We start from the raw sequence: 24,361 nt of genomic DNA, 5'->3' as shown, positions 1-24,361 counted from the left end.
GTCCCATCGGCCATTTCCGGCACTTGCTGAATATGACACGGCGATGATCCGGTCGGACTAAGCTCGCCCGCAGCGCACCGAGTTGGGATGAATCCGTGCGCTTGTTCCCCATTGTGTGGATGTCTTCCGCGGTTTCCTGATCCATCGCATCTCGTATGTCCCCCGACCGCCAGCCGATTCGTTTCAGAGGCCTACATGGTGAGTGTCCAATCCCCGCCCGTTCGCAGTGAACTTCCCTATGCGCGCGTGCTGTTGCTCCCCGCCATACTGATGGCCGCGGCAACCGGAGCCGCCGTCGCCCTGGTGACGGAGCCCGCCCGGATCGCCGTCGGCGTGTGCGGTGCCGTCGCCACCCTGCTGGTGACCGCCGCCGCGGCCGAGGCGGTACGCCGCGGCCGCCTCCTGCGGGACGAGCGCGCCGGGCACGATCGTCACCGTGCGTATCTGGAGGCGCGGATCGCCGCCCACGACACGGAGACGCTGCACTTCGCGGACGCCGTCGTACCCGAGGCCCTGGACTTCCTGCACCGCGGAAACACCCCCAGGGAAGTGCTCCTCCACCTCAAGGAGGTCAACCCGGCCTGGCGTGATCTGCCCCAGTACCAGATCGAACTCCTCAAGACGATGCTGAAGATCATCGACGACGAGGAAGCACTGCGCGACTCCTCCCAGCGCTCCTTCGTCAGCATCGCCCGCCGCGTCCAGGCGATCGTCCACCAGCAGGCCAAGGAACTGAGGGAGATGGAGGAGGACCACGGCCGCAACCCCGAGGTCTTCGACGACCTGCTCCGCATCGACCACGGCACCGCGATGATCGGCCGCCTCGCCGACTCCATCTCCGTACTCGGCGGCGGCCGTCCCGGACGCCAGTGGCCCCAGCCGGTCGCCCTCTACAGCGTGCTGCGCGGCGCCATGTCCCGCATCCTCGAGTACCGCCGCATCGACCTGAAGTCCATCGCCAAGGTCAACATCAAGGGCATCTCCGTCGAGCCCGTCATCCACGCCGTCGCCGAACTCCTCGACAACGCCACGCGGTACTCGCCGCCCCACACCAAGGTCCACGTCACCGCCATCGAGGTGCAGACCGGCGTCGCCATCGAGATCGAGGACGCCGGGGTCAGCCTCGACGAGCAGGCCCGGACCCGGATCGAGACCAAGCTGGAGCAGGCCAAGGCCGGCGTCGACCTCCAGGACCTCGGGGTGAGCCCGCGCCTGGGCCTCGCCGTCATCGGCCGGCTCTGCTCCGGCTACGACATGCAGGTCTCGCTGCGGGCCTCCGCCTACGGCGGCGTCCGCGCCGTCCTCGTCGTGCCGAGCAACATGATGACCACCGAACCCGGCGTCGGCCTCGCCCACGGCATCGGGGCGACCGCGGTGCCCATGCAGATCGACGCGCTCCCGGGCCCCAAGCGCGCCCCCAAGAAGCGCCGCCCCACCAGCCCGACCATTCCCACCACCGTTTCCATGGAGGACGAGGTCCCCGTGGTCACCGAGTGGACCGCGGGCGGCCTGCCGCAGCGCCGCAGCCGGGTGAAGACCCCGCTGGCCCAGCGGTACGCCGAACAGGCCGCCGCCGAACGGGCCGAACGGGAGGCCGCCGAACGGGGCGAGACCGTCCGGTCCCCCTGGGCGACGCCCGAACCCGAGCCCGCGGAGCCGAAGGACGACCGCGAACCCGGTCTGTGGGTCGACGCGTTCTGGGACGGCCTGAAGAAGGACCTCGAACCCGGCGTCCACCCCACCGACTTCACCCGGAACCCGACCGCGTACCTGCATCTGATCAACGAACCGGCCCGTACCGAGGCCGACGACGAGGGGGACCTGAAGTGATCCAGCAACGCGCCAACTTCGACTGGATGCTCAAGGAGCTCGCCGACGGCGTACCCGGCGTCGAGATGATCGTGGTCCTCTCGGCGGACGGCCTGCGCATCGCCCGCTACGGCGGCGAGCCGGACGCCGCCGACCGGGTCGCCGCGGCCTGCGCCGGCGTGCAGAGCCTCGCCGGTGCCGTCGCCGGGGAACTCCCGCGCAGCGACGGCGAGATGAAGATGGTGATCATCGAGATCAACGGCGGCTACTTCTACCTGATGGCCGCCGGCGCCAACGCCTACCTCGCGGTGCTCTCCGACATGACCTGCGAACCCGGGCGGATGGGGGCCATGATGCGCGACCTCGTCGTCCGCATCGGCGCCCACCTCACCAGCCCGCCCCGTCGGAACGGGCAGACCGTATGACGCCTCCGCAACGCCAGAGGCGCACCGCCAGGGAGGGCCCCCCTCCGAAGCCGGTCCAGGCCAAGGAAGGCGAGCTGCCCAACCCGGAACGGCTGTACGTCGTCGCCGGGGCGGACGGGAACCGCGCGAACCTCGACCTCGTCACGCTGATCGTGGCGCGGGTCGAGGACCCGCCGCCCTCCGCCACACCCGAGCAGGCGGCACTGCTCCGGCTCTGTGCCGCCCCCCTGTCCGTGGCCGAACTCTCGGCCTATCTCAGCCTGCCGTTCAGCGTGGTGACCGTGCTGCTCACCGAGATGCTGACGGCGGAACTGGTGCAGGCGCGCGCCCCGATCGTCCGTCAGGCGCTCCCCGACCGTTCCCTTCTCGAAGCGGTGATGCATGGACTTCAAAGGCTCTGAGACCATCCCGGGCCCACGAACCGAGGATCGGCTGCCGCACACGGCCGAGGCCGCGGCGAAGATCGTCATCGTGGGCGGGTTCGGGGTCGGCAAGACGACCATGGTCGGGTCGGTCAGCGAGATCAAGCCGCTGACCACCGAGGAGACCATGACCCAGGCCGGCGTCGGAGTCGACGACAACTTCGGTTCCGCGACCAAGACGGCCACCACGGTGGCCATGGACTTCGGCCGCATCAAGATCACCGACCAGCTGGTGCTCTATCTCTTCGGCACCCCGGGCCAGGAGCGGTTCTGGTTCCTGTGGAACGGGCTGTTCGAGGGAGCGCTCGGTGCGGTGGTGCTGGTCGACACGCGGCGCCTCGAAGTCAGCTTCGACGTCATGGGACGGTTGGAGGAACGCGGAGTGCCGTTCGTCGTCGCCGTCAACTCCTTCCCGGACGCGCCCCGCTACCCGCTGAAGGATCTGCGTACGGCGCTCGATCTGTCCGAGGACGTTCCCATCATGGAATGCGATGTGCGACGCCGGGCCTCCAGCCGGGACGTCCTGATGACGCTGATGCGGTTCCTGCACTCGCTCGCCATGACGAGGTCGCTCGCCTGACCCCGCCGTCCGGCCCGCCCCTTCGCACCGTGTGTCCCGAACCGTCTCACCCCCGCCCCCTGCTCTCCCTCCTTTTCCGGAGCGACCACTGTGACGCCTGAATCCCACTCCCCGGCCGGAACGGACGCCCCCCGGCTTGGCCCGCCCCCCGGCTGCCCCGCGCACGGCCTGGGCCCCGGAGGGCTGCCCCGGCTGCACGAGTCGGCGGACCTGAAGAAGCTGTACGAGGAACTCCGCGCCGAACACGGCCCCGTGGCCCCGGCGCTGCTCCACGACGACGTGCCCGTGTGGGTGGTCCTCGGTCACGCCGAGAACCTGCACATGGTGCGCACCCCCGCGCAGTACACCAAGGACAGCCGTATCTGGTCCCCGCTCCGGGACGGCCTGGTCAAACCCGACCACCCGCTGATGCCGCACATCGCCTGGCAGCCGATGTGCGCCCACGCCGAGGGCGACGAACACAAGCGGCTGCGCGGCGTGATCGACTTCGCCGTGTCGACCATCGACTTCCGCAGTCTGCGCCGACACATCAACCGCTGCACCCAGCGTCTCGTCAACCGGTTCTGCGAAGTGGGCGAGGCCGAGGTCGTCAGCCAGTTCGCCGAGCACCTGCCGATGGCCGTGATGTGCCACGTCCTGGGCATGCCCGACGAATACAACGACCGGATGGTCGAGGCGGCCCGTGACATGCTCAGGGGCACCGAGACCGCCATCGCCAGCAACGAGTACATCAGGGACGCCCTGAGCCGGCTCACCGCGCGCCGCAGGGCGGAGCAGCGGGAGGACTTCGCCAGTCATCTCGTCACCCACCCGGCCGGGCTGACCGACGACGAGGTCAGGGAGCACCTGCGGGTGGTGCTCATCGCCGCCTACGAGTCGACGGCCAACCTCCTCGCCAACGTGCTGCGCACGGTGCTGGTCGACCCGCGCTTCCGCGCCCAGCTCAACGGCGGGCAGATGACGGTGCCGGAGGCGGTCGAGCAACTGCTGTGGGACGAACCGCCGTTCAGCACCATCTTCGCCTACTTCGCCAAGCAGGAGACGGAACTCGGCGGCCAGCGCATCCGCAAGGGCGACGGTCTGCTGTTCGCCCCCGCCCCGGCCAACGTGGACCCGCGGGTACGCCCGGACCCCGCCGCCCACATGCAGGGCAACCGCTCCCACCTCGCCTTCGGCGGCGGCCCGCACGAGTGCCCCGGACAGGACATCGGGCGCGCCATCGCCGAGATCGGCGTCGACGCGCTGCTGATGCGGCTGCCCGACCTCGAACTCGACGTCGACGACGAGGACCTGCGCCACGCCGAGTCCATCGCCTCCCGGCATCTCATCGAGCTGCCCGTCCAGTTCATGCCCAGGCCGCCCCAGGAGGTGACCCAGCAGCCGAACCACGACCACCGGCCGGCCCCGCGACCCAACTGGCACATCGGTGCCCCCGAACCGGAGCGGCAGGCCACGCCGTCGCCCGCCGTCCGCCCCGAGCCGGACGTCCGCCCCGAGCCGTTCGGGCACCACGACGTTCCCGCGCCGCGGTCCCCGGCTCCGGCCCCGCCACAGCCCGCCGGGCCGGTGGCGGAACCGACGGCGACCGCGGCCGCCGAACCAGCCCGCCCGGCCGGCGCCCGGCAACGCTTCCTGCGGTGGTGGGGCGGCCACTGAACACTTGCCCAGCGCCCCGCCCTTCAGGGTGGAGCACTGGGCGCCCTCGCCATAGCGGCCCGTAGGGACGCAGTGTCACTGCTGAAGTCGCCTTGTCCGACAACGCAGTTGGCGGACCTACCGCCGGACGGGCGGGAAGTCGGGCTTGTGGAGGTCTGGTAAGACCACCTCCGGGTGGCAAGGGCCTGTGAAGCAGGAACCCGAGGGAGCGCCGCGTAGCGGTGCTGACCGAAATCGCCTGCGTTCACGTAGGTGAGGGCGTCAATGACCAGCGGCCCACTGCTCGTACGAGGTCCAGGCCGCGAGTGTCCGGCGACTGTGCAGCCGGTGCTCCGTGCCCGTCACCGGGTCGGTGAACTCCAGCGTCCGTGCCAGCAGTTGCAGCGGGCGCCGGAAAACACCGGCCGGGACGGGCGCTGTCACCTCGGGGTACAGCGGGTCTCCGAGGATCGGCACGCCCAGAGCGGTCATGTGCACCCGCAGCTGATGGGTCTGCCCGGTGCCGGGCACCAGCCGGTACCGGGCCAGTCCGTCCGCCCGGTGGCCCAGGAGCTCGACCCGGCTGAGCGCGTTCGGCTCCCCCTCGACCTCGCGGGCGGCCAGCACCCCGCGCTCCTTCACGATCCGGCTGCGCACGGTCCGGGGCAGTACGAGCGCGGGATCGTGCGGGGCGACGGCCTCGTACTCCTTGTGCATCCGCCGGTCCCGGAACAGCGTCTGGTACGCGCCGCGCTCCTCGGGCCGCACGGTGAACAGCACCAGCCCCGCGGTGAGCCGGTCCAGGCGGTGCGCGGCACCCAGCCGGGGGATGCCCAGCTCGCGGCGCAGCCGGGCCAGCGCGGTCTCGGCGACATGACTGCCGCGCGGTGTGGTGGCCAGGAAGTGGGGCTTGTCGGCGACGACGATGTGTTCGTCCCGGTACACGATCTCCAGCGGGAAGGGAACCGGCACCTCGGCGGGCAGCTCCCGGTGGAACCACACGTACAGCCCCGGCGTGTACGGGGTGTCCGCCGGTACGGACCGCCCGTCCACCCCCACGATCAGCCCCGCGTCGAACATGCCGTCGATGACACCGGCGCCGGCCGGGAGCCGGGACACCAGATGCTCCCGCACGGTGGCCCCCGGCCCCGCCGCGGGCAGCCGTAGCCGCACCGGGTCCACACCGTCGCGCTGGGGCAGCGGGGAGGGCGGGAGGATCCGGCGTCTGCGTGTCACGAGGGCCAAGGTTACGGGGCTACATGTCCGGCCCGCCCTGCTCCTCGTGCCGTACCGCCTGCTTGACCTCGGCCTCGACCACGTGGCGCGGCTTTCCCTCGGCCCGCGCGTACTCGCTCACCGCCAGCTGGACCTCCCGGGCGAGGTCGCGCCAGGCCCGCCAGGCGGTCTCCCAGGTGCTGGTCTGCTGCCCGCTCCACCTGGTCCGGGTGGGCGGGCCGTAGGTCTCCTGCAGATGACGTACGCGGACATGTGCCTCGTCCGCCGCGCGCTGCTTGGCCACAAGTTCTTCAAAGGTGTCTGCCACGCGCCCGGATCCTCGGCCAGTACCCCGGCCCGGCCGGTCTCGCCACGCCGCCCACCGCGGCGCGGGACCCAGGGTTCACCCGACCGGCGCCGCCACGCGAGGCACCCGTTCCGGCCGGGCGGATCGGATGACGCCGGTTCGGGTTTCGAGTGCGGAGGGTCAGGAGGTTGCCGCGGCCTGCTGCGGCGTCTGCTCCTGTTCCGCCTCGACCTGTGTGTTCCAATCCTGCTTCGAGGCCTGCCAGCCGTCCTCGTTGTGACCGAGCCGCCAGTAGCCGGAGATCGAGAGGTCCTCGCGCGGGATCTGCCGCTCGACCCGCAGCAGACGGCGCAGCTCCTTGACGAAGTGCGCCTCGCCGTGGACGAAGGCCTGCACCCGGCCCTCGGGGAACTCCAGGCCCCGCACGGCCTCCACCAGCGCCTCGCCGACCGGGCGGTCCCCGCGGTGCAGCCAGGTGACCGCCACCTCGGAGTCGATCTTCTGTTCCTCCTGGGGGCCGTCGATCTCGACGAAGGCATGCACTTCGGCCCCGCTCGGCATCGCCTCGAGCGACCGGGCGATCGCGGGCAGCGCGCTCTCGTCGCCCGCCAGCAGATGCCAGTCGGCGGCCGGGTCGGGAGCGTAGGCGCCGCCGGGCCCGATGAGGAACACGGTCTCGCCCGGCAGGACCCGCAGGGCCCACGGACCGGCCAGCCCCTCGTCCCCGTGGATCACGAAGTCCAGGGTCAGCTCACGCTGCTCGGCGTCCCAGTGGCGCACGGTGTAGGTCCGGGTCACCGGCCACTGGTCGCGTGGGAACTCCTCGCGGATCCGCTTCATGTCGAACGGCTCCGGATAGGTGACGCCCTCGGCCGGGAACAGCAGCTTCACGTAGTGGTCGGTGGCTGTGTCCGCCGAGAAGTCGGCCAGGCCGTCACCCCCCAGCACCACGCGCCGCATGTTCGGGGTCAGCTGCTCGGTGCGGATCACCTGCCCGGAGTGCGGCTTGCGCGGCTGGCGTCCCGGTCGCTCTGCCATGGAGGCTCCCTGTTGCTCAGTTAGGTTTACCTAACCTAACACCTTCGTCCAGGGAATGCCTCCCGCCCGCGTGCTGCCGCCCCCGGCTCGGTCCCTACCGCGCGAGGGTCGTCAGCAGCCGCTCCAGGGACCCGCCCAGGCCCCAGCGGGCCGCCAGGGCCCGTACGGCGTCCGGGTCGCGAGGCGCCCGCGGCAGCGCCGTCTCGACGTCCGGGAGCGGTACGTCGTCCGCGACCCGGACGACCTTGGGCGCGACCGCCAGGTAGGGCAGCGCCTCGGTGAGGCGCTTGCGCTGGGTCGGCGTGAGCCGGGCCCGCGGATCGTCCACCGCCGCCAGGATCCCGGCCAGGTCGCCGAACTCGGTCAGCAGCTTGGCCGCCGTCTTCTCACCGACGCCCGGCACGCCGGGCAGGCCGTCGCTCGGGTCGCCGCGCAGCAGCGCCAGATCCGCGTACCCCGTGCCGCCGACCCCGTACTTCTCGCGCAGTACGGCCTCGTCGGTGGTCTGGAGCGTGCCGACACCCTTCAGCGGATACAGCACCCGCACCCCCCGCGCGTCGTCCACCAGCTGGTACAGGTCGCGGTCGCCGGTGACGATGTCGACCGGACCGCGCGCCCGCGCGGTGAACGTGCCGATGACGTCGTCCGCCTCGTACTCGGCGACCCCCACGCGCGCGATGCCGATGGCGTCCAGGACGGCCTCGATGACCGGCACCTGCGGGGACAGGGTGTCGGGTACCTCCTCCTCGTCGGGGCCCGACGGGCGCTCCTCGGCGACGCGGTGCGCCTTGTAGGAGGGGATCAGCTCCACCCGCCACTTCGGACGCCAGTCGGCGTCCATGCACGCCACCAGATCGGTCGGCCGGTGGTCCTTGACCAGGCGGTCGATGAAGTCGAGCAGCCCGCGCACGGCGTTCACCGGCGTGCCGTCCGGGGCCCTGACCGAGTCCGGGACGCCGAAGTAGGCGCGGAAGTAGAGGGAGGCGGTGTCGAGGAGCATGAGTCGTCCGGTCACGTTCCGCATCATGCCGTACGCCACCGACAGTGCCCCCCCAGTCGCACGACAGGGAGGGCGGGATGCGCAACGCTTCGCGCCATGCGCTTCTTCTGTGAAGCAGGACACACGTTTGGCTTGGCTGAAACAGGGGAGGCGCCGCCACGGAGCGATGCCGGTTGCAGGTTCAACTGTTCAGAACCGCGTGAGCCTACCGCCGGGCATCGCTCCTGCCATTGCTGTCGAGACAACGAGGTGCGCGTGTCAACCAGGCTAGAAGCGGAACATCTGTACAAGGTGTTCGGCAGACGACCGGGACAGGCGGTCGAGAGACTGCGTAACGACGAGACCGACCGCGAGGAGTTGCGCGACCAGGGGGTCACGGCCGCCGTCATCGACGCCTCGTTCACCGTGGAGCCGGGCGAGATCTTCGTCGTCATGGGCTTGTCCGGATCGGGCAAGTCCACCCTGCTGCGCATGCTCAACGGTCTGTCGGAGCCGACCTCCGGACAGGTGCGTTTCGACGGTGAGGACCTCACCGCGCTGTCCGACCGGGAACTGCGCGACGTCCGTTCCAAGAAGATAAGCATGGTCTTCCAGCACTTCGCTCTGTTCCCGCACCGCAGCGTTCGCGAGAACGTCGCCTACGGACTGGAAGTGCAGGGCGTGCCCCGCGCCGAGCGCGAACGCCGCGCCGACGAGGCGCTCGCTCTGTGCGGCCTGGCCGGCTGGGAGGAGTCCTGGCCCGACGAGCTGTCCGGCGGTATGCAACAGCGGGTGGGTCTGGCCCGCGCGCTCGCCACCGACGCCGACCTGCTGCTGATGGACGAGTCCTTCAGCGCGCTCGACCCGCTGATCCGCCGCGACATGCAGGACCAGCTGGTGGAGCTGCAGAAGAAGCTGAAGAAGACGATCGTCTTCATCACCCACGACCTCAACGAGGCCATGCGCCTGGGCGACCGCATCGCGGTGATGCGTGACGGCCGCATCGTGCAGATCGGTACCGCGCAGGACATCCTGATCCGCCCCGCCAACGACTACGTCGCCTCCTTCACCCAGGACGTCGACCGCTCCAGAGTGCTGACCGCCGGCGCCGTGATGGACCAGCAGGTGCGCGGCGACGAGGCCGACTGCGACTGCGAGACCGCGACACCTCGGACGCCGTTCACCGAGCTGTGCGCGATCAGCGCCCGCGCGGCGCACCCCGTGGCGGTGCTCGACGGCGAGGGCGCGGTCGTCGGGGTCGTGCCCCGGCAGCGGCTGGTGGGCTTCCTCGGCGACGAGGAGGCCGCTCCCGGCACCTGCGACTCCCAGCGGGGCAAGGGCGAGAAGGTGATGGCCCGTGCCTAGGATTCCGCTCGGCGAATGGGTCAACAGCGGCGTCGACTGGCTGCTCGACAACGTGACCTGGCTGTTCGACTTCTTCAAGGCCGTCTTCACCGGCGCCTACGACGGTGTCAACGCCGTCCTGCAGGCACCGGAACCGCTGCTGCTCGCCGGTATCTTCGCGTTGATCGCCTTCTGGCTGCGCGGCACCTTCGCCGGTGTCCTCACCTTCCTGGGATTCGCCTTCCTGGATTCCATGGAACTGTGGGCGGACTCGATGGTCACGCTGGCGCTGGTCATCGTCGCCACCGTCATCGCGCTGGTCGTCGCGGTGCCCGTGGGTATCTGGGCGGCGCGCTCGGACCGGGTCAGTGCCGTCGTGCGGCCGGTCCTGGACTTCATGCAGACGCTGCCCGCGATGATCTACCTGATCCCGGCGATCCTCTTCTTCGGGACCGGCCCCGCCCCCGGCATCGTCGCCACCCTGATCTTCGCGCTCGCCCCTGGCGTGCGCATGACCGAGCTGGGCATCCGCCAGGTCGACAAGGACCTCGTGGAGGCGGCCGAGGCCTTCGGCACCACGCCCCGCAACACCCTGCTGCGTGTCCAGCTGCCACTGGCGCTGCCCACCGTGATGGCGGGCGTCAACCAGGTGATCATGCTCGGGCTGTCCATGGCCGCGATCGCCGGCATGGTCGGCACCGGTGGCCTGGGCGGCGCGGTCATCGAGGCCATCGGCCAGCTCAACATCGGTCTGGGCGCCGAGTCCGGCCTCGCCATCGTCATCCTGGCGATCTACCTCGACCGCATGACCAGTGCCCTGGGCACCCAGGTGTCCCCGCTCGGCCGCCGCGCCGCTGCCAAGGCCCGTGCCGCGCAGGGACTCAAGATCTGGTCCTACCGGCCGCGTCCGCAGGTCGCCGTGATCGGCGTCGTCGTCCTCGCCCTGGTGGCCGGCGGCATGAGCATCTTCGGCGGTACCACCGACGGCACGGGCACCACCGCCGACGGCAAGAACGTCGGCAAGGGCGAGAAGATCTCCATCGGTTACATCCCCTGGGACGAGGGCGTCGCCTCCACCTTCCTGTGGAAGGAGGTGCTCGAGCAGCGGGGCTTCGAGGTCGAGGCCACGCAGTTCGACGCCGGCCCGCTCTACACCGCGCTCGCGCAGGGCAACATCGACTTCCAGACGGACTCGTGGCTGCCCACCACCCACGCCGAGTACTGGAAGAAGTACGGCGACCGGCTCGAGGACCTCGGCACCTGGTACGAGGAGACGTCGCTCGAACTCGCCGTGCCCGCCTACATGGAGGACTTCGACTCCCTCGAGGACCTCAAGGGCAAGGCTGGCACCTTCAACGGGAAGATCACCGGCATCGAGTCCAGCGCCGGAATGATGGGCCTGCTGAAGGACAAGGTCGTCAAGGAGTACGGCCTGGACAAGGAGTACAAGGTCGTCGACAGCTCCACGCCGGCGATGCTGGCCGAGCTCAAGCGGGCCTACAGCAAGAAGGAACCGATCGTCGTCACGCTCTGGTCGCCGCACTGGGCGTACAGCGACTTCGACCTGAAGAAGCTGAAGGACCCCAAGGGCACCTGGGGCGAGGGCGACGGCGTGCACTCCCTGGCCCGCAAGGACTTCACCGCCGACCATCCCACCGTCGGCAAGTGGCTGAAGGACTTCTCGATGACCGAGGAGGAACTCACCAGCCTGGAGGCCGAGATCAACAAGGCCGGCAAGGGCAAGCAGCAGGAAGCCGTCCGCGCCTGGCTGAAGGGCAACCCGGGCATCGTCGACAAGCTCGCGCCCGTGCAGTCGTCCGGTTCCGGTGACACTCCCGCCGAGGCGAAGCGTCCGCTGGACGTGGCCTGGTTCCCCTGGGAGGAGGACGTCGCGATCACCTACCTGTGGAAGAACGTCCTGGAGCGGCGCGGCTACACGCTGAACCTGAAGCAGATGGACGTCGGGCCGGTCTACACGGGCCTCTCCACCGGTGATCTCGACCTCAACTTCGACGCCTGGCTGCCGCACTCCCAGAAGAACTTCTACGAGCCGAACAAGGACAAACTCACCGACCTCGGTACCTGGTACGAACCGGTCTCACTGGAGGTCTCCGTCCCCTCGTACGTCAAGGACGTCAAGTCGCTCGAGGACCTCAAGGGCAAGGCCGACCTGTTCAAGGGGCGGATCGTCGGCATCGAGCCGGGCACCGGCCAGATGGACCTCCTCAAGAACAAGGTCCTGCCGGCCTATGGCCTGGACAAGGAGTACAAGGTCGTCGACGGCTCCTCGCCGGCGATGCTGGCCGAGCTCAAGCGGGCCCACAGCAAGAAGGAGCCCATCGCGGTCACCCTCTGGTCGCCGCACTGGACGTACAGCGAGTACGAGCTGACCAAGCTGAAGGACCCCAAGGGCGCCTGGGGCGAGAGCAACACCATCCACACCATCGCGAGCAAGAAGTTCCCCGAGCAGTACCCCGAACTCACGAAGTGGATCAAGGGATTCACGATGAGCGAGGACGAACTCGGCACGCTCGAGAAGGAGATCAAGGACCGCGGCCAGGGCCAGGAGGAGGAAGCCGTCGCCGCCTGGCTGGAGGAACACCCGGACGTACCGGAGCGCATGACCCCGCAGTGACGGCGACGCCGCCGCGGTGACCACCGCGCCGGCCGCCACCGGCCGCCCCGAGGGGCGGGCCCGGCCCCGCACCTGACAGCGGGGCCGGGCCCGCCCCTCGGGCACGTCCGGAGCACGGTGAGGATCCGGACAATCACACACCGCGAGGCCCTTCCCGGCCTCAGGGCACCTCCCCGTGACCTCCCGCCCCACTTCGGGCGACAATGGCGGAAACACCTGGCACCCTGCGCACATCGAACCGAACAGACCGGGCGCCGGCCGGCGTGAACCGTGGGGTCGTGCGCGATCGCTCATGACGCCGACGTGACAGGCGCCTGAAACGGTTTGCCGAACATGCGTAGGGTGCAGACAGCTCAAAAGAAGGAGTGCGCCGGACAGCGGCGCACACACCGGGTACGGGACGACGGGCGAAGGAGGGAGCCGGAGCGATGGGCGACCACAAAGAGCAGCCTCTGCGGGTGGGCGCGGCCGTGCGGCGGCGACGCCGGGCGCTGGACCTCACCCTTGCCGTCGTGGCCGAGCGCAGCGGCCTGTCGGTCCCGTTCCTGAGCCAGATCGAGAACGAGCGCGCGCGCCCCAGCCAGAGCTCCCTGGAGAAGGTCGCCGACGCCCTGCGCACCACCGCGGTGGAACTGCTCGCCGCCGCCGACCCGGCGTGCAGCGTCGACGTCGTCCGCGCGGAGGACACCGAGCCGCTGCTCGAACCGCGCGTCCGGTCCCTGGTGCGCGGTCATCACCAGATGCACGCCTCCGAGTTCACCGGCGACCACGACGCCGGGCGCGAATTCCAGTTCCGCAACGACCAGTTGATGTACGTGGCGGACGGCGCCGTGGAGATCGAGGCGGAGGGCCGCGCCTATCGCCTCGGCCGCGGCGACACCCTGTACCTCACCGGAGGCGTCCGGCACCGGTGGCGGGCCACGGTCGCGGAGACCCGGCTGATCGTCGTCGCCGTCGCGGAGCACATCGAGGCGGTCCGGGACAAGCCGCGCCGATGAGTTCCGTGCGGATCGTCTCCCTCGTCCCGTCCCTGACCGAGGCCGTGGCGCTCTCCGCCCCCGGCGCCCTGGTCGGTGCCACCGACTGGTGCACCCACCCGGCAGATCTCGACGTCGTACGGATCGGCGGCACGAAGAACCCGAAGGCGGAGCGGATCGCCGCCCTCGCCCCCGACCTGGTGATCGCCAACGAGGAGGAGAACCGCCCGTCCGACCTCGCCGACCTGCGCGCGGCCGGCCTCGAGGTGCTGGTGACGGAGGTACGGACGCTGCCCCAGGCCTTCGGCGAGCTGGCTCGGGTGCTCACGGCGTGCGGCGTGGACGCGCGCCCCCGGTGGCTGGACGACGCCGAAGCCGCCTGGGACGCCGTGGCGCCTTCGAAGACGCGCCGGACCGCGGTCGTGCCCGTCTGGCGGCGGCCCTGGATGGTGCTGGGCCGGGACACCTTCGCCGGCGATCTGCTGTCCCGCCTCGGCGTCGACCACCTTTACGCGGATCACCGGGAACGCTATCCCCGCGTCCCCCTGGACGCTTTGCGCGCGGCGGCCCCCGACCTCGTCGTGCTGCCCGACGAGCCCTACCGCTTCACCGCCGCCGACGGCCCGGACGCCTTCCCGGGAGTGCCGTGCGCGCTGGTCGGGGGCCGGTGGCTCACCTGGTACGGGCCGTCGTTGGCGAAAGCCGCGACGGTGCTGCCCCGGGAGCTGAGAGCAGCGCGCCGCTGACACCCCAGCGGCAGGGCATAAGCTGACCTTATGAGTGCGACGGACGACGGCCGTGCGGGACCCAGGTCCGTGACCGCCGGCACCCTGACCCACCGGGTGCCGGACCTCGGGGCGCTGGAGCTGCTGCTGGCGGTGGCACGGCTCGGGAGCCTGGGCGGCGCGGCACGCGAACTGGGCATCACCCAGCCCGCGGCCAGCAGCCGGGTCCGGTCCATGGAGCGGCAGCTCGGCGTGGCACTGGTGGACCGCTCACCGCGGGGGTCGCGGCTGACCGACGCGGGCGCGCTGGTCACCGACTGGGCCCGGCGGATCGTGGAGGCGGCGGAGGCATTCGACGCGGGGGCGCAGGCACTGCGGGACCGCCGGGACTCACGGCTGCGGGTGGCGGCGAGCATGACGATCGCCGAGTATCTGCTTCCGGGCTGGCTGCTCGCGCTGCGTTCGCAGCGGCCGGACACGGCGGTGTCGCTGCTGGCCGGGAACTCCGCGTCGGTCGCACAGCGGCTGCTGTCGGACGAGGCGGACGTGGGTTTCGTGGAGGGGGTGACGGTGCCGTCTGGCCTGGACTCCGCGGTGATCGCCCATGACCGGCTGATCGTGGTGACCGCACCGACGCATGCCTGGGCCCGCCGCCGTCGCCCGCTCGCCACCGAGGAACTGGCGACCACCCCGCTGATCCTGCGCGAGAAGGGCTCCGGCACCCGGCAGGTCCTGGACACCGCCCTGGGCGGTCTGGCCCGCCCGCTGATCGAACTGTCGTCCACGACCGCCGTGAAGGCCGCGGCGGTGAGCGGTGCCGGCCCGGCCGTCCTCAGCGAACTGGCCGTCGGCGAGGAGCTGGCGATGCGCCGTCTGATCCGCATCCCCGTACACGGCATAGCCCTGGCCCGCGACCTCCGCGCGGTCTGGCCGACCGGCCACCGCCCCACGGGCCCCGCCCGCGACCTGCTGACCCTGACCCGCGGCTGAGCACCTGCCCGCCGTACGCCGGGGGAGGGAGGGCCGAGGGGTGTGGCGGGTGGGTCAGAGCGTCGTGGCCGCTCGGACCAGGTGGCGCACGACGCGTAGGTCTTCGCCCATCTCCGGGTGCCACTGCACGCCCAGTACCCAGTCGGCGGAGGGGAGTTCGATCGCCTCCACGGTGCCGTCCGCGGCGTGCGCGGACGGGATCAGGCCCTCGCCGAGGCGGTCCACCGCCTGGTGGTGGAAGGTCGGTACGGAGGTCTCCTCCGGGACGGCACCGGCGTACAAGGTGCCCGGCACCGGCTTGACCGGGTGGTGGCCGAAGACCCCCGGCACCTCCGCGTGGCCGTCGAGGTGCTGGACGAGGGTGCCGCCCAGGGCGACGTTCAGCAGCTGCATGCCCCGGCAGATCCCGAGCAGTGGGACACGGCGGTCGAGGGCCGCCCGGATCAGGGCGAGTTCCCAGGCGTCCCGGGCGCGGGCGGGCGGCCCGGTGCGCGGGTCGGGCTCGGCGCCGTAGCGGACCGGTTCCACGTCCGGACCGCCCGCGACGACCAGCCCGTCGAGCCTGGCCACGGCCGCCGCGGCGTGCTCGGGCGCGTCCGGCGGGAGCATCGCGGCCAATCCCCCCGCCCGCTGTACCAGCCGCGGATACCCGAGGGGCAGCAGTGCGGCGTCCAGCTGCCACACACCCCAACTAACCCCGGATTCCACATACGTACTGGTGCCGATCAGCGGCCTGGCCACCATGCCGTACTCCTTCGTCGACGCCACCGGCTTCCTCGTGGACGGCGGAATCCGGGGGCGCACGTCCCATCGCACTAGGGGCTGCGACGGCTTTCCCCCTACAGTGCCCGGATGAGCATGACGCCCGCACCAGGCTGGTATCCCGACCCGCACGCCCCGCACCTGGAACGCTGGTGGGACGGTGCGGCCTGGACCGAGCACCGGCGCGCCCCCGAAGTCCCCGGCGGGCCGGTACCCCCGTCTCCCGGCGGCACCGGCCGTGCCCGGGCCATCGCCCTCACCGCGGCGGCGGCCGTGCTCGTCACCGCGGTCGTCACCGGCGCGGTACTGCTGGGCGACGACGGCGCCCCGGAGACCAGGACCGGCCCCACGGGCACGGCGTCCGCCCACGCACCGGACAGTGAGACCCCCTCACGGTCCGCACCGGAGTCCGCGTCCGAATCCGCCGACGCCCCCACCGTCGTCGAGGACCAGCTCAACGGCGTCACCTTCCCGCTCCTCGACGGCTGGGTCCGGCCAGAGCACGTCAGCCGGCCCGATGTCGTCATGACCACCCCCGACATCCACGACTGCCCCGGCGAGGGCAGTGTCTGCCGCTCCGGCATGGTCATCTCCCGCACGGTGACCGCGACCGACGAGACGTCCCCCGAACTGCTCGCCGAGCAGGACATCTCCGACGCCGCCGAGGACGCCTTCGAGGAGGACGCCCTCGACCAGAGCCCCTACGGCGGCATCGAGTCCCACAAGGTCGTCAAGTCCGGCCCGGTCGCGGTGGCGGGCCGCGCCGGGTACCTCGTCCGCTGGCGCGTCACGACCGGCAAGGGGCCCGGCGGCCATGTGCAGTCGCTGGTCTTCCCGTCCAGCGTCGGCACCGAGTCGCCGGTCGTCGTCCGCTACGTCTTCGAGAGCGGCGAGGACGCCCCGCCCCTGTCCGACATGGACCGCATCACCCAGGGCATCCGCGCGGTCGGCGACGCGGACCCGGGCGGCGGCGTGGGCAGCAGCGTCGGCCCCCGCCCGTGACCCGCGCAGGGCCGGGGCTCCGGTGTCAGAGGAACGTCATGCCCTCGCCGCGGTACGTCGGCACGGTCGCCGTCACCTCGCCGCCCTCGACCAGCCGCAGCGCGTCGAACCGCTCGCACAGCTCGCCCGCCTTGGCGTGCCGGAACCACACCTTGTCGCCGATCAGCAGATCGTCGGCCGGCGGGCCCAGCAGCGGCGTCTGGACCTCGCCGGGCCCCTCCCGCGGGTCGTAGCGCAGGCCCTCGGGCAGATACGGCACCGGCAGCCGGTCGGCGCCGGCCGCGCCGGAGGCCGGGTACCCGCCGCCGAGCACCGTCACCACGCCCACGCCCGGCCGCCGTACGACGGGCAGGGCGAAGAGCGCCGCCGGACGCCCGGTGAACGACGTGTAGTTGTCGAACAGCCGCGGCACGTACAGCCCCGAACCCGCCGCGACCTCGGTGACCGCGTCCTCCTCCGCGGTGAACTGCACACTGCCCGTACCGCCGCCGTTGACGAACTCCAGATCGGGTGCGACCTCCCGTACCGCCCGCACCACCGCCGCACGCCGCCCGGCCAGTTCCCGCCGTGCGGCGGCCTGCATCAGCCGCACGGCCCGGGAGCGCAGCGGCTGCCCGGCCACCGCGTCACCGACGCCCGCGACATGACCCTCGTACGCCATGATCCCCGCCAGTTCGAACCCGGGGCGCCGGACCACAGCGCGTGCCACCTCGGCGGCCTGTGCGGGGGAGTGCAGCGGGGAACGCAGCGCCCCGACCCGCACCCGGCCGCCGAGCAGCTTCAGCGAGGTGTCCAACTCCAGGCAGACCCGCACCACTTCACCGCCGCCCGCGCGCGCGGCGTCGATCAGGTCCAGTTGCGCCGGGTCGTCGACCATGACGGTGACGGCGGCGGCGAGCTTGGGATCGGCGGCCAACTCGGCGTACCCCGCGCGGTCGGCGGAGGGATATGCGAGCAGGACGTCGGCGAAACCGGAGCGGGCCAGCCACAGGGACTCGGCGAGAGTGAACGACATGACCCCCGCGAAACCGTCCCGGGCGAGGACCCGTTCGAGCAGGGCGCGGCAGCGTACGGACTTGCTCGCCACCCGGACCGGTTTCCCGCCGGCCCGGCGGAGCAGATCGTCCGCGTTGGCGTCGAAGGCGTCCAGATCCACGATCGCGAGCGGGGCGTCGAGATGGGCGGTGGCCTGGTCGTAACGGGCCCGGTCGGAGGCGCGCACAGTCATGAACGAAGCCTGCCAGAAAGGATTACCGCAGGGTAGGGGGATGTTCCGGGCAGATGCCGCGGCCCTGCCGACTGGTTCCCGTTCGATCGGGATCACGCCGTAGAGTGACGCGCACACCCGGCAGAACCACGCCGGACGAAGGCTCGTACCGGGATGACGCTCCACCCGTGCGGGTATCTCTGCCCGGGACGACTTTCGTACCGGGTACGGCAGCAGACACCGGCCCGCCGCGAGGAAACGGTCCGGGCACGACGAAACGGGGGGTGCATGAGCACGGAAGCGCAGCGCGCCTCCCGCCCTCCGCGCCCCACGACCCCTCCGCCACCGTCCACGCCGCCGCGCCCGCCCCACCCGCCGGGCAGACCGGACGGCACCCGGGAGCCGGACCGGCGACAGCCGGAAACCGGCGCCGAGGAGACGTTCCCGGAGACACCCGCGACACCCGCCGGGGGACCGGCGAACGACACCGCGCCGGTCCAGCCCAAGGGCAGGACCTCGGGCGGAACGGGCGCGTTCGACATACGGCGGCCGACGGCACCGTCGCCCGCCGCTGCCCCGCCCGACGCTTCCTCGCCCTTCGGCCTTTCGCGTTCCGGCCTCTCGCCTTCCGACTCCGCGCCGCCCCGGCCCCGGTTCCCACGCTTCGACGCCGGCGGACCGAGGGCCGGTACACACGGCCCGGACGGCACGCCGCCCCCGCCGCAGGCCTCCGCCCGATTCCCGGACACGCCACCGACCGTCGGCCGGGGGACACCGTCTGCGGGCACCGTCCCGAACGGCTCGGCCGCCGTACCGCGGCAGCCCGCCCACCGCCCCACCGTCCGGCACCGGGACACCCCCGCCGAAACCCCGTCGGAGACGACCACCCGCCTGCGCCCGATAGCCGCACCCGCACCCGCCGAACCGACCCCCCGCACGGTCACCCCGCCCCGGTCGGCCATGCCGCCCCGCCCGGCACCGGACGACGCCCGGGCTCCGGCCCCGCAGCCGGGCTCTCCCGACCCCGCGCTCTCCTGGAGCGGCCCCATGACACCCGGCGGCGCCTTCGGCCCCCGCCGGCCCGTCGTGTCGTTCGCGCGGCCCGAGGGGTACGACGAGAACGCCCGGCCTCGGCTCCTCGGGCAGCGGGACCGGTCCCAGATCGTGGCCGCCGCGGCCTGCCTCGTCCTCGGGGTGGGACTGATAGGCGGCGCCGTCACCGGGAGCTGGCTCGCCGGGGACTCCGGTGAGACGGGTGCCCGCAGCGGATTCACCGCCGCCGGAAGCCTGTGGCACAGCGTCCCGGTCGACCAGTTGTTCCCGCCCACCGTGCAGGGCAAGGGCGCCGGTCCCGGCGACGCCGACCGGCTCTGGACCCGGATAGCCGTGGCCCCGGACAGCGGCTGCGAGGACGCCTTCGACCCCCTGCTGCGCAAGCTGTTCGCCCCCCTCGGCTGCGAACGCCTGCTGCGCGCCACCTACACCGACGCCACCCAGAGCCACGTCACCACCGTCGGCCTGCTGTTCACCGAGGCCGACGCCGCCGCCATGGCCTCCCTCGCCGACCGTGTCGACAAGGAACGCCTGGACCGCCGCACCGACCTGGTGCCCCTCCCGTACCCCGCGAAGGGCACCGCCGCCGCCGACTTCGGTGCCGGGCAGCGTGCCTCCTGGGCGATCTCCGTCCTCACCGACGCCCCCGTCGTCGTCTACGCCGTCTCCGGCTGGGCCGACGGCCGTGCCGTCGAGACCCCGCAGCCCGCCGCGGACGCCATGGAGTCCGGTGCCACCAGTGCCCCCGCCCAGGCGGGCCTCGGCCACGAGGCACGGGGCCTCGCCGACCGCGTCGAACGCGGCCTGCGCAAGAACGTCGGCACGACCACGGAGCAGCCGTCATGAGGACCGCGACCGCCAGGGCCGCGACCCTGAGCACCCTCCTCGCCGCCACCCTCGCCCTGCTCCCCGTCACCGCCGCGCACGCCGACGGCATCCGCGCCCGGCAGTGGGGCCTGGACGCCCTGCACACCCAGGAGGCCTGGCGCACCACCCAGGGCGACGGCGTCGTCGTCGCCGTCCTGGACACCGGGGTCGACGCCGACCACCCCGACCTCGCCGGCAACGTCCTCGAGGGCAAGGACCTGGTCGGCTTCGGCGCCGAAGCCGGCGACCGTGCCTGGGCCCGGCACGGCACCGCCATGGCGGGCATCATCGCCGGTCACGGACACGGCCCCGGGAACGCCGACGGTGTCCTGGGCATCGCGCCCGGAGCGAAGATCCTCCCCGTCCGGGTGATCCTGGAGGACGGCGACCCGTCCCGCGCCGAGGCCCGCCGCACCCGCGGCAACGCCCTCGCCGAGGGCATCCGCTGGGCCGCCGACCACGGCGCCGACGTCATCAACCTCTCCCTCGGCGACGACTCGGCCTCCGCGCACCCCGAGTCCGGCGAGGACGAGGCCATCCAGTACGCCCTCCGCAAAGGCGTGGCCGTCGTCGCCTCCGCAGGAAACGGCGGGGAGAAGGGCGACCGCGTCTCCTACCCGGCCGCCTACCCCGGCGTCATCGCCGCCACCGCCGTCGACCGCTACGGCACCCGCGCCCCGTTCTCCACCCGGCGCTGGTACGCCACGGTCAGCGCCCCGGGCGTCGACGTGATCATCGCCGACCCCGACCGCAAGTACTACGAGGGCTGGGGCACCAGCGCCGCCGCGGCGTTCGTCTCCGGCGCCGTCGCCCTGGTCAGGGCGGCCCACCCGGACCTGACCCCGTCCCAGCTCAAGAGCCTCCTGGAGGACACCGCCCGCAACGCCCCCGCCGACGGCCGCGACGACTCACGCGGCTTCGGCTTCGTCGACCCGGCCGCCGCCATCGAGGCCGCGGCCCGGCTGAAGCCCGAGGGCCTGAAGGCGGCGGCCCACGGCGACACGTACTTCGGCCCCGGCCCGGAGACCGCCGACTCCGACGGCGACACCGCCGACTGGGCCGCACCCCTGGCGGGCGGCGCGGGCGGCGTCCTGCTGGTCGCCACGGTCGTCCTGTGGCGCGGCCGCCGCACGAGCCGCGAGGACGTCTAGGCGAGCGAGGACGTCCGGGCCCGCCCGGACGTCCGGTGCCACGAGGACCGAGCGGTGTCACCGGGAGTCAGCCGGCGCGGTGCCCGCCGTCCCCCGTGAACACCGACACCGCCGCCCGTGCCGCCGCCTCCACCAGCGCGACGCCCCGAGCCATCGTCGCGTTGCCGTCGGACAGCACGGCCACCAGCAGGTCCCGGCCGTCCACCGTGACGCGTCCGACGCTGTTCACGACCCACAGCCCGGTCGCGTCGCGCGGCACCCAGCCGTTCTTCACCGCCCACGCCGAGCCGTCCCCCGGGCCTCTGCCCGCCAGGACGCCGTCCGCCACGACCGGCACCCCCCATGCCTGGTCCGTGACCACCCCCTCCATCAGCCCTCGCACGTACGCCCGCGAGGCCCCGGTCAGCTCCGATTCCGCACCTGCCCCGAACACCTGCCGCAGCAGCAGGAGTTGATCGGTGACGGTGGTCCGGGTCAGCCCCCACCGGGGGCCGTCGCCGCCCGCGGTCCGGGTGAGCCCGAAGCGGGCGTTCGCCGCGTCGAGCCCGGCCGCCCGCCCGATCGAGCGCCACAGCGCCGACGCCGGGTCGTTGTCGCTGCGCTCGATCATCGCGGCGGCGTACGCACGTTCCTCCCCGGTGAGCTCCCGTCCCGCGTCCTGCGCCCCGAGCAGCAGCGCCGCCAGAATGTCGACCTTCACGATGCTCGCGGTGACGAACGCCCGGTCACCGTGGCAGACGCCGACCGCGGCAACCGGATCCAGGACCCCCACCGACACCTCGGCGCCGTCCGCCACCGGCACCGCCGTCATGGCGGCTGCCAGCCGGGCCCCCAGCCCATCGGACCTCACCGGCACCTCCCGCATCTCCCGCACCTCCTGCATCTCCTGCCCCTTCCGCTTCTCGGCCGCCCCGGTCCGAGCCCGCCACCGACGGCCGATAGGCTCGAGGACCGTGGCGAACAAGAACATTCCCGACCCGGGCTACCGCGACGACGACGGCTCCGCCGACCCCCGGCTGAGCGCGGCACTCGCCGCGTGGGCCGAGGACGGCAACGCCGTCACCCCGGTACTCGAAGCGCTCAAGGGCACCCGGCTGCTGGTCCCCGTGGTGGCCGTGCTCGGCGAGGTCGAGGAGGACGAGCAGGGGCTGCGCCGCGAGAAGACCAGCGACATGGCCGTCCCCACCCTGAAGGCGGGCCACCGCACCGCGCTGCCCGCGTTCACCTCCACCGACTCGCTCGCCCGCTGGGACCCGGAGGCCCGCCCCGTCGCCGTACCGCTGCACCAGGCCCTGCAGGCCGCCGCGCACGAGAAGGCCGACACGGTCGTACTCGACCTGGCAGGGCCCGTGCCCTTCGAGCTGACCGGGCCGCTGCTGCTCGCGCTCGCCGAGGGACGCACGACGACCGACCCGCTGGCCGACCCCGCGGTCACCGAGGCCCTGCGCGCGGTCGTCGCCGCGGAGCCCGCCGTGCTGCGCGCCCACCTCGGGCCGGGGCAGGCCGACGGCACCCTCGCCCTGGTTTTCGACCCCGCCGCACCCGTGGCCGAGGCGGCCAGGTCCGTGGCGCAGCGCCTCGCCGCCGACGAGACACTGAGGGCCCGCCTGGTGCGCGGCCTCGACCTGGCAGTACTGCCGGCCGAGGCGACGCCGCCGGGCGAGCCCTTCTACGTACGCCCCTGACGGGGCCGGACCTCTCAGGCGTAGAGCGGGCCCGTGTACTTCTCACCCGGGCCCTGCCCCGGCTCGTCCCGGACGAGCGAGGCCTCGCGGAACGCCAGCTGGAGCGACTTGAGGCCGTCGCGCAGCGGCGCCGCGTGGAAGGAGCTGATCTCGGTCGCGGACGCGTCCAGCAGGCCGGCCAGCGCGTGCACCAGTTTGCGGGCCTCGTCCAGGTCCTTGTGCTGGTCGCCCTCCTCGGTCAGGCCGAGCTTCACCGCGGCGGCACTCATCAGGTTGACGGCGACGGTCACGATCACCTCGACCGCCGGGACCTCGGCGATGTCCCGGGTCATGGCGTCGAAGTCGGGGGTGTCGGTGATCTCGGGGGTCGCGGCGCTCTCGGGGGTCGCGGGGGTGTCCGAGGGGGAGGTCTCACTCATGCCCCACACGATAGGGCCAGGTGCGTGTCCTCTTGACAGCAGGAGGCGCGGCGGAGAAGTGCGGGACGAACGGTTAGCGCACCCCTGCGGAAGCTGCTAACCTTGTGTAACGACCGGTCGGACCCGTCTGCCCACGGCATGCGAGCCCGGCCCACAAGTGGAGGCTTTCGAACTCCCACCTGATCGTCTCTGGGGATGACAGGTCACCGGTCAGGCGGTGCCGTTCGGCGGCGATCCGCCCGAAAGTGCGCCCCGCGGTGATCGCGGCGGTGCTCCGGTAGTTCGAGGAGCCCCGCCTGTGATCGTCCGGGGCATTTTTATTGCTTCGGCGCGGTTAGGTCTAACGAAAACAGACGTTACGCGGCTGTCCGCCAGACCGTCGCGTGGTGCTATCGAGGAGGATCCATCAGCGCCGAGCCCCGCATCAACGACCGGATTCGCGTTCCCGAGGTGCGACTTGTCGGTCCCAGTGGCGAGCAGGTGGGCATCGTCCCGCTGGCCAAGGCACTGGAGCTTGCGCAGGAGTACGACCTGGACCTGGTCGAGGTCGCGGCGAACGCCCGTCCGCCCGTCTGCAAGCTCATGGACTACGGGAAGTTCAAGTACGAGTCGGCCATGAAGGCCCGTGAAGCGCGCAAGAACCAGGCGCACACGGTCATCAAGGAGATGAAGCTCCGGCCGAAGATCGACCCGCACGACTACGACACCAAGAAGGGTCACGTCGTCCGGTTCCTCAAGCAGGGCGACAAGGTCAAGATCACGATCATGTTCCGTGGTCGCGAGCAGTCCCGGCCCGAGCTGGGCTACCGACTGCTGCAGCGGCTCGCGGAGGACGTCCAGGACCTCGGGTTCATCGAGTCGAACCCGAAGCAGGACGGCCGAAACATGATCATGGTTCTCGGTCCGCACAAGAAGAAGACCGAGGCGATGGCCGAGGCCCGTCAGGCGCAGGAAGCCCGCAAGGCGGACGCGAAGGCCCACCCCGGCCGCTCGCAGAACGCCGCGGAGGGTGACCACGACGACGACCACGAGGCGGAGACCGAAGCTCCGGCCCAGGCCGCCGCCGAGGCGTGATTCCGGGGGTTCGCCCCCGGGACATAACCGAAACAAGTACGACGCTCCACCGTGCCCGGT

At 72.0% G+C, this 24,361-nt stretch carries 23 protein-coding genes; 15 read left to right on the top strand and 8 right to left on the bottom strand.

The window, feature by feature from the left end; translation table 11 throughout:
• The first annotated feature begins 195 nt into the window (after positions 1 to 195).
• The 5 genes from ACVW19_RS05825 to ACVW19_RS05805 all read left to right on the top strand — a co-directional run bounded on the left by ACVW19_RS05825 (position 196) and on the right by ACVW19_RS05805 (position 4,892).
• The gene (locus ACVW19_RS05825; protein WP_457457219.1) at positions 196 to 1,830 is read left to right on the top strand and encodes a sensor histidine kinase; all 1,635 of its coding nucleotides are present in this window, start codon (positions 196 to 198) and stop codon (positions 1,828 to 1,830) included.
• The gene (locus tag ACVW19_RS05820) at positions 1,827 to 2,234 is read left to right on the top strand and encodes a roadblock/LC7 domain-containing protein (RefSeq protein ID WP_202279050.1); all 408 of its coding nucleotides are present in this window, start codon (positions 1,827 to 1,829) and stop codon (positions 2,232 to 2,234) included. The genes ACVW19_RS05825 and ACVW19_RS05820 overlap by 4 nt, the downstream gene beginning before the upstream one ends.
• The gene (locus ACVW19_RS05815) at positions 2,231 to 2,635 is read left to right on the top strand and encodes a DUF742 domain-containing protein (RefSeq protein WP_457457217.1); all 405 of its coding nucleotides are present in this window, start codon (positions 2,231 to 2,233) and stop codon (positions 2,633 to 2,635) included. The genes ACVW19_RS05820 and ACVW19_RS05815 overlap by 4 nt, the downstream gene beginning before the upstream one ends.
• Positions 2,616 to 3,236: a GTP-binding protein gene (locus tag ACVW19_RS05810; protein WP_457457216.1), complete on the top strand. Its 621-nt coding sequence runs from the start codon at positions 2,616 to 2,618 to the stop codon at positions 3,234 to 3,236. Before ACVW19_RS05815 ends, ACVW19_RS05810 begins: the two co-directional genes overlap by 20 nt.
• A gap of 90 nt (positions 3,237 to 3,326) precedes the next feature.
• On the top strand, positions 3,327 to 4,892 hold the full coding sequence (locus ACVW19_RS05805) for a cytochrome P450 (protein ID WP_457457214.1): 1,566 nt from the start codon (positions 3,327 to 3,329) through the stop codon (positions 4,890 to 4,892).
• Positions 4,893 to 5,153: 261 nt separating this feature from the next.
• On the opposite strand, the gene ACVW19_RS05800 is transcribed toward ACVW19_RS05805, so the two are convergent.
• From ACVW19_RS05800 to ACVW19_RS05785, 4 genes are all read right to left on the bottom strand, one after another.
• Positions 5,154 to 6,107 carry a pseudouridine synthase gene (locus ACVW19_RS05800; protein WP_457457213.1) on the bottom strand — a complete coding sequence of 318 codons (954 nt, stop codon included), beginning with the start codon at positions 6,105 to 6,107 and terminating at the stop codon, positions 5,154 to 5,156.
• Positions 6,108 to 6,126: 19 nt separating this feature from the next.
• The gene (locus tag ACVW19_RS05795; protein ID WP_457457212.1) at positions 6,127 to 6,414 is read right to left on the bottom strand and encodes a hypothetical protein; all 288 of its coding nucleotides are present in this window, start codon (positions 6,412 to 6,414) and stop codon (positions 6,127 to 6,129) included.
• Between the two features lie 159 nt (positions 6,415 to 6,573).
• Positions 6,574 to 7,431, bottom strand: coding sequence for a siderophore-interacting protein (locus ACVW19_RS05790; RefSeq protein ID WP_457457210.1), 858 nt, complete (start codon positions 7,429 to 7,431; stop codon positions 6,574 to 6,576).
• 94 nt (positions 7,432 to 7,525) lie between these two features.
• Positions 7,526 to 8,455 carry a 5'-3' exonuclease gene (locus ACVW19_RS05785; RefSeq protein WP_457464456.1) on the bottom strand — a complete coding sequence of 310 codons (930 nt, stop codon included), beginning with the start codon at positions 8,453 to 8,455 and terminating at the stop codon, positions 7,526 to 7,528.
• Positions 8,456 to 8,686: 231 nt separating this feature from the next.
• Here ACVW19_RS05785 and ACVW19_RS05780 point away from each other — a divergent pair, with 231 nt between their 5' ends.
• The 5 genes from ACVW19_RS05780 to ACVW19_RS05760 all read left to right on the top strand — a co-directional run bounded on the left by ACVW19_RS05780 (position 8,687) and on the right by ACVW19_RS05760 (position 15,081).
• Complete coding sequence (locus ACVW19_RS05780; protein WP_457457209.1) at positions 8,687 to 9,775, top strand: quaternary amine ABC transporter ATP-binding protein; 1,089 nt, start codon at positions 8,687 to 8,689, stop codon at positions 9,773 to 9,775.
• Positions 9,768 to 12,389 carry an ABC transporter permease/substrate binding protein gene (locus tag ACVW19_RS05775; protein WP_457457206.1) on the top strand — a complete coding sequence of 874 codons (2,622 nt, stop codon included), beginning with the start codon at positions 9,768 to 9,770 and terminating at the stop codon, positions 12,387 to 12,389. The genes ACVW19_RS05780 and ACVW19_RS05775 overlap by 8 nt, the downstream gene beginning before the upstream one ends.
• A 428-nt stretch (positions 12,390 to 12,817) precedes the next feature.
• Positions 12,818 to 13,387 carry a helix-turn-helix domain-containing protein gene (locus ACVW19_RS05770; RefSeq protein WP_109380448.1) on the top strand — a complete coding sequence of 190 codons (570 nt, stop codon included), beginning with the start codon at positions 12,818 to 12,820 and terminating at the stop codon, positions 13,385 to 13,387.
• Entirely contained in the window at positions 13,384 to 14,112 is a 729-nt protein-coding gene (locus ACVW19_RS05765) for a helical backbone metal receptor (protein ID WP_457457204.1), read from the top strand. Before ACVW19_RS05770 ends, ACVW19_RS05765 begins: the two co-directional genes overlap by 4 nt.
• Before the next feature lie 30 nt (positions 14,113 to 14,142).
• Entirely contained in the window at positions 14,143 to 15,081 is a 939-nt protein-coding gene (locus ACVW19_RS05760; protein ID WP_457457202.1) for a LysR family transcriptional regulator, read from the top strand.
• A 54-nt stretch (positions 15,082 to 15,135) separates the two neighbouring features.
• Here the strand turns inward: ACVW19_RS05760 and ACVW19_RS05755 are convergent, their stop codons facing one another.
• On the bottom strand, positions 15,136 to 15,825 hold the full coding sequence (locus ACVW19_RS05755) for a gamma-glutamyl-gamma-aminobutyrate hydrolase family protein (protein WP_457464455.1): 690 nt from the start codon (positions 15,823 to 15,825) through the stop codon (positions 15,136 to 15,138).
• Positions 15,826 to 15,939: 114 nt separating this feature from the next.
• On the opposite strand from ACVW19_RS05755, the gene ACVW19_RS05750 reads away from it, so the two are divergent.
• Entirely contained in the window at positions 15,940 to 16,845 is a 906-nt protein-coding gene (locus ACVW19_RS05750) for a DUF2510 domain-containing protein (protein WP_457464454.1), read from the top strand.
• Positions 16,846 to 16,870: 25 nt separating this feature from the next.
• On the opposite strand, the gene ACVW19_RS05745 is transcribed toward ACVW19_RS05750, so the two are convergent.
• On the bottom strand, positions 16,871 to 18,073 hold the full coding sequence (locus ACVW19_RS05745) for an amino acid deaminase/aldolase (protein ID WP_457457200.1): 1,203 nt from the start codon (positions 18,071 to 18,073) through the stop codon (positions 16,871 to 16,873).
• Between the two features lie 267 nt (positions 18,074 to 18,340).
• Here ACVW19_RS05745 and ACVW19_RS05740 point away from each other — a divergent pair, with 267 nt between their 5' ends.
• The gene (locus ACVW19_RS05740) at positions 18,341 to 19,951 is read left to right on the top strand and encodes a hypothetical protein (RefSeq protein ID WP_457457198.1); all 1,611 of its coding nucleotides are present in this window, start codon (positions 18,341 to 18,343) and stop codon (positions 19,949 to 19,951) included.
• Positions 19,948 to 21,123, top strand: a complete 1,176-nt coding sequence (mycP, locus tag ACVW19_RS05735) for a type VII secretion-associated serine protease mycosin (RefSeq protein WP_457457196.1) — start codon at positions 19,948 to 19,950, stop codon at positions 21,121 to 21,123. Before ACVW19_RS05740 ends, mycP begins: the two co-directional genes overlap by 4 nt.
• Before the next feature lie 67 nt (positions 21,124 to 21,190).
• Here the strand turns inward: mycP and ACVW19_RS05730 are convergent, their stop codons facing one another.
• On the bottom strand, positions 21,191 to 22,006 hold the full coding sequence (locus tag ACVW19_RS05730) for a serine hydrolase (protein WP_457457194.1): 816 nt from the start codon (positions 22,004 to 22,006) through the stop codon (positions 21,191 to 21,193).
• 70 nt (positions 22,007 to 22,076) lie between these two features.
• Here ACVW19_RS05730 and ACVW19_RS05725 point away from each other — a divergent pair, with 70 nt between their 5' ends.
• Entirely contained in the window at positions 22,077 to 22,808 is a 732-nt protein-coding gene (locus tag ACVW19_RS05725; RefSeq protein WP_457457193.1) for an SseB family protein, read from the top strand.
• A gap of 14 nt (positions 22,809 to 22,822) precedes the next feature.
• Here ACVW19_RS05725 and ACVW19_RS05720 read toward each other — a convergent pair whose 3' ends face one another.
• Positions 22,823 to 23,227, bottom strand: a complete 405-nt coding sequence (locus tag ACVW19_RS05720; protein ID WP_457457191.1) for a DUF1844 domain-containing protein — start codon at positions 23,225 to 23,227, stop codon at positions 22,823 to 22,825.
• A gap of 405 nt (positions 23,228 to 23,632) precedes the next feature.
• Between ACVW19_RS05720 and infC the strand changes: the two genes are divergently transcribed.
• Positions 23,633 to 24,301, top strand: a complete 669-nt coding sequence (infC, locus tag ACVW19_RS05715) for a translation initiation factor IF-3 (protein WP_457464452.1) — start codon at positions 23,633 to 23,635, stop codon at positions 24,299 to 24,301.
• The last annotated feature ends 60 nt before the right edge of the window (positions 24,302 to 24,361 follow it).

It is taken from the genome of Streptomyces sp. TE5632 (assembly GCF_054061295.1).
Note: the sequence above shows the minus strand (reverse complement) of the source record. Positions and strands in the feature narration are given on the sequence as shown.